A 12845-nucleotide genomic window follows, 5' to 3' on the forward strand; every position below is an offset into this window, starting at 1 on the left:
GTTCCCATGAACCGCGTGGACCGCACGGCCCCCACCCGTATGCCCTGGCACGGTGTCATCGTCGCGACGAGCCTCCCGTTCGGCCGGGACCTCGCCGTCGACCACGGCGCCTACGGGGACAACGTCGCCTGGCTCGCCGAACAGGGCCTGCACGGCGTCGCCCCGAACGGGTCGCTGGGCGAGTACCAGACCCTGACGTACGAGGAACGCGACCGCGTCGTCGAGACCGCCGTCGCCCACGCCCCCGAGGGCTTCACCGTGATGCCGGGCGTCGGGGCGTACGGCGCGATCGAGGCCAGGCGGCACGCGCTCTTCGCCAAGGACGCCGGCTGCCAGGCCGTCATGTGCCTGCCGCCCAACGCCTACCGGGCCGACGACCGCGCCGTCCTGGAGCACTACGCGATGGTCGCCTCCGCCGGTCTTCCCGTCACCGCCTACAACAACCCCATCGACACCAAGGTCGACCTGCGTCCCGAGCTGCTCGCCAAGCTGTACGCCGAGGGGTTCATCGTGGGCGTGAAGGAGTTCTCCGGGGACGTCCGCAGGTGCTACGCCATCAACGAACTCGCTCCCGGGCTCGACCTGATCATCGGTACCGACGACACCCTCCTCGAAGTGGCCGTCGCCGGGGCCAAGGGCTGGGTCGCCGGGTACCCCCAGGTCTTCCCGCGCGCCTGCCTCGACCTCTACGACGCCTCGCTGGCCGGCGATCTCACCACCGCGCTCCCGCTCTACCGCCGGCTCCACTCCGTACTGCGCTGGGACAGCAGGACCGAGTTCGTCCAGGCGATCAAGCTCGGCCAGGACATGATCGGCCGGACCGGCGGCGCCTGCCGGCCGCCCCGGCAGGCCCTGGACCCGGAGACCGAGGCCGTCGTGCGCTCCGCCACCCAGGCCCTCATCGACGCGGGGGTGAACTGACGTGCGCTCCAGGGTCTGCTACCACGCGGTCGACTCGCACACCGAGGGCATGCCGACCCGGGTGATCACCGGTGGGGTGGGCGTCCTGCCGGGCGCGACCATGGCCGAGCGGCGACAGCGGTTCATGGCCGAACGGGACGGGCTGCGCACCCTGTTGATGTGCGAGCCGCGCGGGCACTCGTCCATGTCCGGCGCGGTCCTCCAGCCCCCGACCCGGCCGGACGCCGACTTCGGCGTGCTGTTCATCGAGGTCTCCGGCTGTCTGCCCATGTGCGGCCACGGCACCATCGGCGTGGCGACGGTCCTGGTGGAGACGGGCATGGTCGAGGCGGTCGAGCCGGAGACCCTCATCCGCCTCGACACCCCCGCCGGTCTCGTCACGGCACGGGTCGCCGTGCGCGACGGCCGGGCGGAGTCCGTCACCCTGGAGAACGTCGCCTCCTACAGCCACGCGCTGGACCAGGTCGTCGACGTGGCGGGGTTCGGCCCGGTCCGTTACGACATGGCGTACGGCGGCAACTTCTACGCCGTCGTGCGCACCGAGGACCTCGGCATCCCCTTCGACCGGGCGGAGAAGGGCCGGCTGCTCGACGCGGGCCTGGCCGTCATGCGGGCGGTCAACGAGCAGAACCCGGTGGCCCACCCGGAGAACCCCGCGATCGACGTCTGCCACCACGTCTATCTGGAGGCCCCCGGCTCCACCGCCGAGCACTCGCGGCACGCCATGGCGATCCACCCCGGCTGGTTCGACCGCTCGCCCTGCGGGACGGGAACCAGCGCCCGGATGGCCCAACTGCACGCGCGGGGACTGCTGAAGACCGGGCAGGACTTCGTCAACGAGTCCTTCATCGGCTCCCGCTTCACCGGCCGCATCCTGGGCGAGAGCACGGTCGGCGGCCTGCCCGCCGTCCTGCCCGCCGTCACCGGCCGCGCCTGGATCACCGGGACCGCGCAGTATCTGCTCGACCCGACCGACCCCTACCCGGAGGGATTCACCGTATGACCGCCGGGCCGACGGGAAGGGCCCCTCGACGTGCCCCGGCCCCCACCCGGCTTCGGCTCAGCGCGCGCCGAGCCCGCGGGACGGGGCCGCGCGTTCGGCTTCCCGCTTCCGGGCCGCCCACAGCGTCCGCACATGCGCGAGATGGCGCCGCATGTGTTCCTCCGCCGCCTCCGCGTCGCCCTCGATCATGATGTCCAGGAGCGCGGTGTGCTCCTGCGCGGAACCCACCAACGACCCCTCGTGGGACAGGTCGGTGAGGCCGTACAGCCGGGAGCGCTTGCGCAGGTCGGCCACCGTCTCGACGAGGCGCGCGTTCCCCGCGAGGGCGAGCAGGTCGAGGTGGAAGCGGCGGTCCGACTCCAGGTAGCCGATCAGGTCGCCCCGCTGGGCGGCGGCCACGATCTCCTCGGCCACCGGACGCACCGCCTCCAACTGCTCACGGGAGGCGGTGCGGGCCACCCGGCCGATGGTGGGGATCTCGATGAGCGCGCGGATCTCGGTGTACTCGTCCAGGTCGCGCTCGGAGAGCTCGGTGACGCGGAAGCCCTTGTTGCGCACCGCCTCGACCAGGCCCTCCCGAGCCAGATCCAGCATGGCCTCGCGCACGGGCGTGGCAGAGACGCCGTACTCGGCGGCCAGGGTGGGCGCGGAGTAGATCACGCCGGGCTGGAGTTCCCCCGCTATCAGCGCGGCCCGCAGGGCGTTGGCCACCTGGTCGCGCAGATGCTCCTGCACCGAGATGAGTTTGCGGGACTTCAGCTCACTCATGGGTTCCCCTTCAGATTTGTCACCGCACTATACAATGTCACGTTGCGCGGAGCGTCCCTCCTCGGCTGTCAGGGCGTGCGGCGGTCGACGTGGGTGATGACCAGGCGGGTCGGCGGCTGCGGGCCGGTGAGAAGTCCCGGCAGCTCGTCCAGGTGGGCGCGGCGCAGCCCCATCGGCGCCGTCTCGTCCAGGCCGGGCCGACGGCCGGCTTGGAACTCGCCGTAGCGGCGGTCGCGGCGGAAGTCGCCGGCGTCGCGGGCAGGACCGGCCGGCGCACCCCTGCGCCCGGGCGCTGCTCTCGACGGCCCCGCTGCCCGACCCGGGGTGCGCACGGCCGCCTGCCACCTCCCCGGGGCGGACTGAGGGGCCGACGGATTTCCGGCACGGGTCTTCCTGGTGAAGTGTGACCTGTGCCATTGTACATGTCACAGGGCGTGGACATGCCAAGCCTGGCCATCGTCCCCATTCCGTCCGGCCGACAGCACGGCATGACGCCATCCCGAGCCCTGCCCTGTCCATCCCATCGGTCACGCAAGCGCGTGACCCGACCCCTCATGGGAGGAAACAACGTGAGAACCACACTCGTCCGCCGCGGTGTGGGTGCCGTTCTGCCGCTGGCTCTGGCCGGGGCGATGGGCGTCGCGCTGCTCGCGCAGCCGGCCCGGGCGCAGCCGAACTCCCCTTCGGCCGCCACGGCATCGAACGCGTCGCAACCGGCCCGCACCGCCGGGCCGGCCGACCCCGCGCCGCAGGCGCAGCAGTCCCCCGCACCGGACACCGGTCACCGGACCGAGGACCGGCTGAAGGTGTCGCAGCTCCCCCCGCTGAGCGCCGACAAGTCCGCCCTCAGGGAGGCGTACGGCGACCACGACGCCCCGAAGGAGCAGGACGCCGGAGGGAAGCCCTCGGCGAAGGCCGCCGCGTGCGACCCGGCCGACTTCACCGGCCGTACCGGGGCCGAACTGGTGCGCCGGATCAAGGCGTCCACCACCGACTGCGTGAACACGCTGTTCAGTCTGACGGGCAACGACGCCCGACTGGCCTTCCGCGAGGCCCAGATGACCTCGGTGGCGTACGCGCTGCGCGACAACTCCGCCTACTACCCGGGCGACGGGAGCACCGGCACCCCGCAGCTCGTGCTCTACCTCCGGGCCGGGTACTACGTGCAGTGGTACAACCCGGATGCCGTCGGACCGTACGGCAGCGCGCTGCGGACCGCCATCCGCTCGGGTCTCGACAGCTTCTTCGCGAGCCCCCGGTCGCGAGACGTCACCGACGAGAACGGCGAGACGCTGTCCGAGGCGGTCATCCTGATCGACAGCGCCCAGGAGAACGCCCGCTATCTGAACGTCGTCAAGCGGATGCTGGCGGACTACGACTCCTCCTGGAACGGCCTCTCGCGGATGCTCGCCGCGGTCAACGGCGTGTACACGGTGACCTTCAGGGGCCACCAGGTGCCCGAGTTCGTCGCCGCCGTCGAGGCGGACCCGAGCCTCATCGGCTCCCTGCACCGCTTCGCCGCCGACCACCTCTCCCTGCTCGACGGCGACCACGCCTACCTGACCTCCAACGCCGGGCGGGAGCTGGGCCGCTTCCTCCAGTACCCCAGCCTGCGGGGCAGGGCCCGGCCCCTGGCCACCGACCTGCTCGGCCGCAGCTCCATCACCGGCCCCACCGCCCCGCTCTGGGTGGGCATAGCGGAGATGGCCGACCACTACGACCGGGCGAACTGCTCGGCGTACGGCGTCTGCGACCTCCAGGAACGCCTCAAGCGGGAGGTCCTGCCGGTGCGTCACGCCTGCGGCCCCGGCATCCGCATCCTGGCCCAGCAGATGACATCGGCCGAGCTGAGCGCGTCCTGCACCAGCCTCATCGAGCAGGACGCCTACTTCCACCGGATCGCCAAGGACGACGGCCCGGTCGCCGACGACCGCAACACCAGCATCGAAGTGATCGCCTACGACTCCAGCGCCGACTACCAGACGTATGCCGGCGCGATGTACGGGATCGACACCGACAACGGCGGCATGTACCTGGAGGGCGATCCCTCCGTCATCGGCAACCAGCCCCGCTTCATCGCCTACGAGGCGGAGTGGCTGCGGCCGGACTTCCACATCTGGAACCTCAACCACGAGTACACCCACTACCTCGACGGCCGCTTCACCATGTACGGCGACTTCGCCGCGGGCATGAGCACCCCCACCGTCTGGTGGGTGGAGGGCTTCGCGGAGTACATCTCCTACCACTACCGGGGCGAGCCCTACACCGCGGCGATGACCGAGGCCGGCAAGGGCACCTACGCCCTGAGCACCCTCTTCGGCACCGACTACAGCCACGACACCACGCGGGTGTACCGCTGGGGCTACCTTGCCGTGCGGTACATGCTGGAGAAGCACCCCGCCGACATGGACACGGTGCTCGGCCACTACCGCACCGGGCAGTGGGCCGCGGCCCGGACCCACCTCGCCAGCACCGTCGGCACGCGGTACGACAGCGACTTCCGGACCTGGCTGGCGGGGTGCGCGGCCGGTGACTGCGGCGACGGCTCCACCACCCCCGTCTCCGAGTGCACCGACCCCGACCCCCGGGTCCTGGGCGAGAACTGCCGTCGGAGCAGCCTCTCCGCCGCCACCGGCAACTACGCCTACCACTACCTGTACATCCCGGCAGGCACCGAGCAGTTGAAGATCACCGTCAGCGGCGGCACCGGCGACGCGGACCTCTACTCCAGCGGCACCGGCTGGGCCACCACCGCCTCCCACACCGGCCGCGCCACCGGACCCGGCAACTCCCACACCCTGACCGTCACCGACCCGCCCGCCGGCGCCCACTACATCAGCCTGCACGCGGCCGCCTCGTTCGGCGGAGCCACCCTCACGACCGCCTACTGATCCGCCCACCGCACCTTCCGGCCGGGGCCGGGCGCCACGCGCGCCCGGCCCCCGACGATCCCGCGACCCGCGGACGACCGTTCAGCCCGAGGCCGCAGGCGCCGAGGTGTCCGTCGCGACCGACACCGCGAGGAGACCCAGGGCGGTGCCCATCAGATAGCGCTGGGCGCGGAGCCAGGTAGGGCGCCGGGCGAGGAAGGCGGCGATCGCTCCCGCCGCGAGGACGATGCCCAGGTTGACGGTGAGGGCCACCGCGATCTGGACGGAGCCGAGCACGAATCCCTGGAGGAGGACGTTTCCCGACTCCAGACCGATGAACTGCGGGATGAGGGAGAGATACATGATGGCGATCTTCGGATTGAGCAGATTCGTCATCAGACCCATCGTGAACAGCCTGCGTGCGGAGTCGTGCGGCATCTCCTTGGGCGCGAAGACGGAGACGCCCCCGGGCCTCAGGGCGGTCCAGGCCAGATAGGCCAGATAGCCGGCCCCGGCCAGTTTCACCGCCACGTACAGCTCGGGCACCGCGAGGAAGACCACCGACAGACCGAGATTCGTGGCCACCAGATAGACCAGGAAGCCCACGGCCACACCGCCGAGGGAGACCACCCCCGCGCGGCGCCCCTGGGTGATGCTCCGCGAGACGAGATAGATCATGTTCGGCCCCGGGGTGAGCACCATGCCCAGGGCGATCATGGCGACGCCCAGCACTCCGCTCAGCTCAACCATGTTCTCCGCCGCTCTGTTCACGTCCAGGGGTGTTTCGGCGACCGCCTTGCTCGGTGCAATCGGAGTCTAGGTTCGCCTTTCGGGTCGGTTCAACAGCGGACATTGCACTCGGTGCAATGATGTGTTCCGATGCTGCCGACCAAGGAGGTGAAGCCCGTGAAGGACTTCCGGTCCGTCGCGGACGGCGTGGCGGAGGAGATCGCGTCCGGTCGGCTCCGGCCGGGGGAACGCCTGCCTCCGCAGCGGGAGTTCGCCCGGCGCCACGCGATCGCCAACTCCACCGCCGTCCGCGTCTACCAGGAGCTCGCCCGGCGGGGCCTCACCGTCGGCCAGGTCGGACGCGGCACCTTCGTCGCGTCGGCACCCGGCGCTCCCGCTCCCGCCCCGGCCCTCTCGGAGCCCGCCGCGCACCGGGTCGACCTGGAGCTCAACCACCCCGTCGTCCCCGAACAGGCCGGGCTGCTCGCCGCCGGCCTGGAGAAGCTGGTCCGCTCCGGCGACCTGGAGTCGGTGCTCCGCCCGGTCGGGCCCGCCGGTACGCCCGCCGCCCGCGAGGCCGCCGCCGACCTCCTGGTACGGGGCGGCGGGCGGCCCGACCCGGAACGTGTCCTGTTCACCGGGAACGGCCGGCAGGCCATCTCCGCCGCCGTCGCCGCACTGACCCGGCCCGGGGCCCGGCTGGGCGTCGAGGAGTTCACCTATCCGGTGCTGAAGGCCATCGCCGCCCGGCTCGGCGTCACCCTCGTACCGCTGGCCATGGACGAGCACGGGCTGATCCCCGAGGCGGTTCAGGAGGCGCACCGCGCCGAACCGCTGCACGCCGTCTACGTCCAGCCGGTCCTGCACAACCCGCTGTCGCTGACCATGCCCGCGCGGCGGCTGGACCACCTGGCCGAGGTGCTGCTGACATCGGGGATCCACGCGATCGAGGACGCCGTCTGGGCCTTCCTCCGGGACGACCTGCCGTCCCTCGCCTCGCGGGTCCCCGAGCACACCGTCCTCGTCGACAGCCTCTCCAAGCGACTCTCCCCGGGGCTGTCCCTCGGGTTCGCCGTGGCCCCCGCCGCGCTGGCGGGCCGGGTCACGGCTGCCGTGCGATCCGGCGGGTGGACGCCCATGCGGTTTCCCCTGGAGGCGATGGCGCGGTGGCAGGAGGACGGTGTCGTCGCCACGCTCGTACGGGCCAAGCGGCGGGAGGCCGGGGCGCGTCAGGAGATCGCTCGCCGCCACCTCGGTGACTTCCGCACCCGCGGCGACCCGTCCTCGTACCACCTCTGGTGGGAGCTGCCCGCCCCCTGGCGCTCCGACACCTTCGTCGCCGCCGCCGCGCGCCACTCCATCGCGGTGACCCCGGCCGCGGCGTTCTCCGTCGGCCGCCCCCGTGGCCCGCACGCGATCCGCCTCGGCCTGGCGTCCCCCACCGAGGAGGTGCTCTCCCGGACCCTCGCGGCCCTCGCCCACCTCGCCCGGTCCGCTCCGGACGACCTGGCCGAGGACTGAGCACCGGGCCCCGATGCCGAGGACTGAGCACCGGGCCCCGATGCCGAGGACTGAGCATCCGGCCCCGATGCCGAGGACGGGGCGCCGGTTCCCGGCCTCAGGGCGCCCGGTCGCCGCGCTCCGCGATCTCCTCCAGGAGCCCGTCGAGGTCCTTCAGCCGGTCCAGGCCCTGGACCGCCCTGGCCATCCGGTGGTTGGCGCTCAGGGCGGTCCGGTGGCGGTGCAGGAAGGCCCAGTAGCCCGCCGTGTAGGGGCAGGCCTGTTCGCCGGTGCGGTCGGTGGGGCGGTAGGCGCAGGGCGCGCACAGGTCGCTCATCTTGTTGATGTAGGCACCGCCGGAGGTGTACGGCTTGGTCGTCATCCGGCCGCCGTCCGCGTACTGCGACATGCCGACGACATTGGGCAGCATCACCCAGTCGTAGCCGTCGACGAAGCACCGGTGGAACCAGTCGGTCACGGCGGCCGGGTCCCAGCCGTCCTGGAGGGCCCGGCTGCCCAGCACCATCAACCGCGGGATGTGGTGCGTCCAGCCGGTGTCGCGGACCTGGGCCAGGACGGTGGACAGGCAGTTCGCGGTGACCGCGTCGGCGTCCAGGCCGAGGAACCAGTCGGGCAGCGGCGCGGTGTGGCGCAGCGCGTTGCGGTGCCGGTACTCCTCGCCGAAGTGCCAGTACAGCTGCCACACGTACTCCCGCCAGCCCGCGATCTGCCGGACGAAGCCCTCGACGCTGTTGAGCGGCGCCTCGCCCGCGCGCCACGCCTGCTCGGCCCGGTCGACGCACTCGGCGGGGTCCAGGAGCCCCAGGTTGAGGGGGACGGACAGCAGACTGTGGCTCATCACGGGATCGGCCGCGAGCATCGCGTCCTCGTACCGCCCGAAGTCGCCGAGCCGTCGGGCGACGAAGCGCCGGAGCGCGGCCAGAGCCTCCCGCCGGGTGACGGGGAAGAGGCGGGGGCCGTCGCGGCCCACGAACGCGACCTCGCCGTCCCGCTCCCAGCGGTCGAGGTCGTGGCGCACCTCGTCGTCGATCTCGTCCTCGCGCGGGCGGTAGGGCGCGGGGACGTCCAGGGTCCTCACGCCCCGGGGCGGCGGCTCGCGGTTGTCGTGGTCGAGGTTCCACGTGCCGCCGGCCGGCTCGTCGCCGTCCATGAGCAGCTCGTGCTCCCGGCGCATCCACCGGTAGAAGCCCTCCATCCGCAGACGGTCGCCTCCGTGCTCCTCGGCCCATGCCCCGAACTCCTCCTGCGCCAGCAGAAAGCCCCGGGCCGGAAGCACGGCGACGCCGTCCCGGGCGGTCACGAAGTCCAGCGCGGCACGGGAGGTCGGGTGGCAGACCGTCAGGCGGTCGCCCCCGCCGCCGAATCCGGCCTCCGCCAGCCCTTCCGTGTAGGTCCGGGCCCGGACGTAGCGGACCCGGTCGCCCAGTTCGGCCGCCCGGTGCCGCATCGCGGAGAGGACGAGGTGGGCCTTGGCCCGGTGGAAGCGGCGCCGACGCAGGACCGACCGGGCCTCGATCATCAGGACGGGAGCGTGGGCGTCCGGGCCGCCGTGGCACGGGTCCAGGAAGTGGGGGCCGAGCTGGTCCCCGAAGAGCCAGTGGGTGCGTGGTGCCATGAGGGGGTCTGTCCTGCCGTCGAAAGGTGCCGCCTCCGCCACGCTAGGGAGGGCTCGGACGGCTCCTGCGACGCCACGCCGCGCGCACGCACGGTACGGTCGCCGGTGCGCCCGGCGACGCCCGCTCAGGCCGTCGCCGCCGTCATCCGCCGCAGCCCTGTGTACTGGAGCGCGGTGTAGACCGCCACGATCACCGCTCCGATCAGCAGGAACACCACCCCGGCCCCGTTGAGCGGTACGAGGTCGGCGAAGGCGATCACCACGCACCCGACCGCACACGCGGCATTGACCGCGACGACGGCCCTGGCCAGGGCGGGCGGGATCGCCGGATAGCCCGCGATCAGCGCCAGGCAGCCCGCTCCGCCCAGCTGGAAGATCCCGAACGCGACGGCGAAGGCCACCGGCATCCCGGTCAGCGAGCCGAGCGGCGCGGCGGCCGCGACGAGGACGAGGCCCATCACGGCGGTACTCACGCTGTCCACGCGCAGCACCAGGCGGAGGAAGCGGGAGGTGTCCGGGGCCGGGGCCGTCGCTGCGGACGGGGCGAGGGTGTACGTCATCTCGGATCTCCTTCGTACGGCGGGTCGACGCCACGGTGCCACGCACGGCGGCCGGGACTCCATGACCTCCCAGGTCAAGAACGCCCCGGCGGTGATCCACGGATACGGTGGGATCATGGAGATCCAAGTGCCGCCCCGGATAGGCCCGTTGCTCCGGTCGTGGCGCCGCCGCCGCAAGCTCAGCCAGCTCGATCTGGCCCTGCGGGCGGACTCCTCCACCCGCCATCTCTCCTGCGTGGAGACGGGCCGCGCCCGTCCGAGCCGCGAGCTGGTGCTCCGGCTCGCCGAGCACCTCGACATCCCGCTGCGGGACCGCAACGGCCTGCTGCTGGCCGCCGGTTACGCCCCCGCTTACCGGGAGTCACCGCTCGACAGCGACCGGATGGCCATGGTCCGCTCGGCGATCCGGGCGATGCTGGCCGGACACGAGCCCTATCCGGCCGCCGCGATCGACCGGATCTGGAACATCGTCGACCGCAACGACGCGATGTCCCTGCTGCTCGGCGCCGTGCCGCCGCGTCTGACGGAGTCGGGCGGCAACGTGATGCGGCTGATCCTCCACCCGGAGGGGCTCGCCTCCCAGTGCCTCAACTTCGCCCAGGTCCGCGCCCACGCCCTCGGCCGGCTGCGGCACCAAGTGGACACCACCGGCCATGACGACCTGCGGGAGCTGTACGAAGAGGTCTCCGCCTATCCGGTCCCGGCCGGCCTCGACGCCGATCCCGGCCCGGTGGACCCGGCCGGCATCGTCGTCCCGTTGCGTATCCGTACACCGCTCGGCGACATGGCCTTCTTCAGCACGATCGCCACCTTCGGAGCCCCCGCCGACGTGACCCTCTCGGAGCTCGCGGTGGAGTCGTTCTTCCCGATGGACGAGCAGACCGACACCCTGATGCGCACCCTGGCCGCGCCGGGCGGCGGCGGGGGACAGTAGCGGCGCGGTCCCGAGCCGGGGCCAGGCCTCCCGTGGGGGTGGGGCCGCACATCCCGCCCCCGCGTCCCCGCGCCCCACCGGCCCGGCGAGCTTCCTCGTCCGGGTCTCCCGTACCGCGCCGCAAGATCGACCCCGGTTGACTTCATACCCCTGGGGGGTATCTTGGACGGTGAGTGGTCGCGATCCGGCGGCCTTGACGAGGGAGTGGGCCATGCAGACCGGTCTCAAGATCACGGCCTTCGCCGCGGGGCTCGCGGCGACCTTCGGGTCGGCGTACGCGGTGGGCGGCGCGCTGGAGCCCGCGGTCCCGCCGAAGGAGCCGTCCCACCAGGAGAGCGGGGAGGGGCACATCGAGAAGGAGCGCCCCGCGGAAGAGGATTCCGAGCTTCCCGGCGGCCTCCAGGTCTCGCAGGGAGGCTTCACCCTCGACCTCGACACCCCGCGCGTCGAGGCGGGCGAGCCCGCCGAGCTGCGCTTCGCCGTCGTGGACGAGGACACCTCCCGCAACGTGACCGCGTTCCGCCGCGAGCACGGCAAGGAACTGCACCTGATCGTGGCGTCGAGCGACCTCACCACCTACCGGCACCTGCACCCCGAGCGGGCCGCCGACGGCACCTGGTCCACCCCCGTCGAGCTTCCCGAGGCCGGCGGCTACCGGGTCTTCGCCGACTTCACCCCGGACGGGAAGAACGCCGAGGGCATCACCCTGGGCGCCGACCTGGCCGTCTCCGGCGACGCGCGTCCCGAGTCGCTGCCGGAAGCCGAGCGGACGGCGACCGTCGACGGGTACGAGGTCACCCTCGACGGGGCGCTGCGCCCCGGGGCGGGCAGCGAACTGAAGCTGGAGGTCGAGAAGGGCGGCAAGCCGGTCACCGACCTCCAGCCCCACCTCGGCGCATACGGCCACCTCGTCGCGCTGCGCGCCGGGGACCTGGCGTACCTCCACGTCCACCCGAACGGCGAGCCGGGCGACGGGCGTACGGAGTCCGGGCCCGAGGTCTCCTTCACCGCGACGGCCCCGAGCAAGGGGGCCTACCGCCTCTTCCTCGACTTCCGGCACGAGGGGAAGGTCCGTACGGCCGCCTTCACCGTGCACGCCGGGGGCGCGGCTCCCGAGAACTCCGCGCCCGAGGGTGGCGAGTCCGCCGACCACGGTCACTGACCTCCGCCCGCCCCGCTCGGCCGGGCGGGCAGCCTCGACGCATTCCGCCGAGGCCGATCGGGCTCAGCTCACGTCGAGGATCTTCCCCGCGAGCCGGGTCAGGGTTCGCCGCTCGGCGGCAGTCAGCGCACCGAGAGTCCGGTCCAGCAGCTGCGGCCCCCGCCCTCTGCCTCCGCCAGTGCGGGTCCCGCGTTCGGGGGCAGCGTCAGCGCGTACGCCCGGCGGTCCCGGGGATGGCGCTCACGCCGTACGAGACCGGAGTCCTCCAGGCCGTCGATACAACCGACCATCACGCTCCGGTCGACGCGCAACTGCGCGCTCAACTCCTTCTGGGAGCAAGGGCCCACGTCGTTCAGCATCTTCAGCGCGAGGTGCTGGGCCAGGGTCAGCCCGTGCGCGGACCGTTCCTCGTCGATCGAGCGGGCCACCATTCTCGTCGCCCGGCACATCGCGATGTCGGGACGCTCCCGCGCCGGCCGGGAGAAGTACCGCTCGCGGTCACCGGCCTCCGGCTCCCCGCGGGGGGAGGCGGTGCGGGAAGGCGGTGGGGCGGTGGGGCGGTGGGGCGGTCAAGACTGCTCCTCCTGCGGTTTGGGACGGCGAGCCGTCCGGGTGTCGAGATCGTCCGTCCCCAGAACGTTTTCCAGCCCAGCCCAGGGAGCTCTCGACTTGAGCTGCTTGCTGCTCCCTCCGGGCGCGGCGGAGGGGTGGCTCGTCCCCGGCGAGCCCCGGTCGTCCCTCGACGGGATCGCCGACTTTCCG

12 protein-coding genes are annotated in these 12845 nt (G+C 72.5%); 6 read left to right on the forward strand and 6 right to left on the reverse strand.

All coding sequences use genetic code 11. The annotated features are described in order from the left end of the window. Positions 1-6 precede the first annotated feature (6 nt). Both RNL97_RS25765 and RNL97_RS25770 read left to right on the forward strand, forming a co-directional pair. Positions 7-921, forward strand: coding sequence for a dihydrodipicolinate synthase family protein (locus RNL97_RS25765; protein WP_030581376.1), 915 nt, complete (start codon positions 7-9; stop codon positions 919-921). A 1-nt stretch (position 922) separates the two neighbouring features. Continuing rightward, complete coding sequence (locus tag RNL97_RS25770) at positions 923-1924, forward strand: proline racemase family protein (RefSeq protein ID WP_030581378.1); 1002 nt, start codon at positions 923-925, stop codon at positions 1922-1924. 57 nt (positions 1925-1981) lie between these two features. Here the strand turns inward: RNL97_RS25770 and RNL97_RS25775 are convergent, their stop codons facing one another. Further along, entirely contained in the window at positions 1982-2692 is a 711-nt protein-coding gene (locus RNL97_RS25775; RefSeq protein WP_030581381.1) for a GntR family transcriptional regulator, read from the reverse strand. A gap of 68 nt (positions 2693-2760) precedes the next feature. After that, positions 2761-3024, reverse strand: a complete 264-nt coding sequence (locus RNL97_RS25780; protein WP_078652006.1) for a hypothetical protein — start codon at positions 3022-3024, stop codon at positions 2761-2763. 222 nt (positions 3025-3246) lie between these two features. On the opposite strand from RNL97_RS25780, the gene RNL97_RS25785 reads away from it, so the two are divergent. Beyond that, positions 3247-5583 carry a M9 family metallopeptidase gene (locus RNL97_RS25785; protein WP_374115167.1) on the forward strand — a complete coding sequence of 779 codons (2337 nt, stop codon included), beginning with the start codon at positions 3247-3249 and terminating at the stop codon, positions 5581-5583. Positions 5584-5664: 81 nt separating this feature from the next. On the opposite strand, the gene RNL97_RS25790 is transcribed toward RNL97_RS25785, so the two are convergent. Then, on the reverse strand, positions 5665-6312 hold the full coding sequence (locus tag RNL97_RS25790) for a LysE family translocator (protein ID WP_030581388.1): 648 nt from the start codon (positions 6310-6312) through the stop codon (positions 5665-5667). A gap of 156 nt (positions 6313-6468) precedes the next feature. On the opposite strand from RNL97_RS25790, the gene RNL97_RS25795 reads away from it, so the two are divergent. Next, on the forward strand, positions 6469-7812 hold the full coding sequence (locus tag RNL97_RS25795) for an aminotransferase-like domain-containing protein (protein ID WP_313751671.1): 1344 nt from the start codon (positions 6469-6471) through the stop codon (positions 7810-7812). Between the two features lie 97 nt (positions 7813-7909). Here the strand turns inward: RNL97_RS25795 and RNL97_RS25800 are convergent, their stop codons facing one another. Both RNL97_RS25800 and RNL97_RS25805 read right to left on the reverse strand, forming a co-directional pair. Then, positions 7910-9427 (reverse strand): cryptochrome/photolyase family protein, encoded by a 1518-nt coding sequence (locus RNL97_RS25800; RefSeq protein ID WP_030581394.1) that lies wholly within the window; start codon positions 9425-9427, stop codon positions 7910-7912. A gap of 125 nt (positions 9428-9552) precedes the next feature. Continuing rightward, positions 9553-9987 carry a hypothetical protein gene (locus RNL97_RS25805; protein WP_030581396.1) on the reverse strand — a complete coding sequence of 145 codons (435 nt, stop codon included), beginning with the start codon at positions 9985-9987 and terminating at the stop codon, positions 9553-9555. A 115-nt stretch (positions 9988-10102) separates the two neighbouring features. On the opposite strand from RNL97_RS25805, the gene RNL97_RS25810 reads away from it, so the two are divergent. Continuing rightward, positions 10103-10921: a helix-turn-helix domain-containing protein gene (locus tag RNL97_RS25810; RefSeq protein ID WP_313751246.1), complete on the forward strand. Its 819-nt coding sequence runs from the start codon at positions 10103-10105 to the stop codon at positions 10919-10921. Between the two features lie 211 nt (positions 10922-11132). Continuing rightward, positions 11133-12083 carry a hypothetical protein gene (locus RNL97_RS25815; RefSeq protein WP_313751247.1) on the forward strand — a complete coding sequence of 317 codons (951 nt, stop codon included), beginning with the start codon at positions 11133-11135 and terminating at the stop codon, positions 12081-12083. A gap of 122 nt (positions 12084-12205) precedes the next feature. Here RNL97_RS25815 and RNL97_RS25820 read toward each other — a convergent pair whose 3' ends face one another. After that, complete coding sequence (locus RNL97_RS25820; protein WP_313751248.1) at positions 12206-12514, reverse strand: MarR family winged helix-turn-helix transcriptional regulator; 309 nt, start codon at positions 12512-12514, stop codon at positions 12206-12208. Positions 12515-12845: the final 331 nt, after the last annotated feature.

It is taken from the genome of Streptomyces parvus (assembly GCF_032121415.1).
Taxonomy (GTDB): Bacteria; Actinomycetota; Actinomycetes; order Streptomycetales; family Streptomycetaceae; genus Streptomyces; species Streptomyces globisporus_A.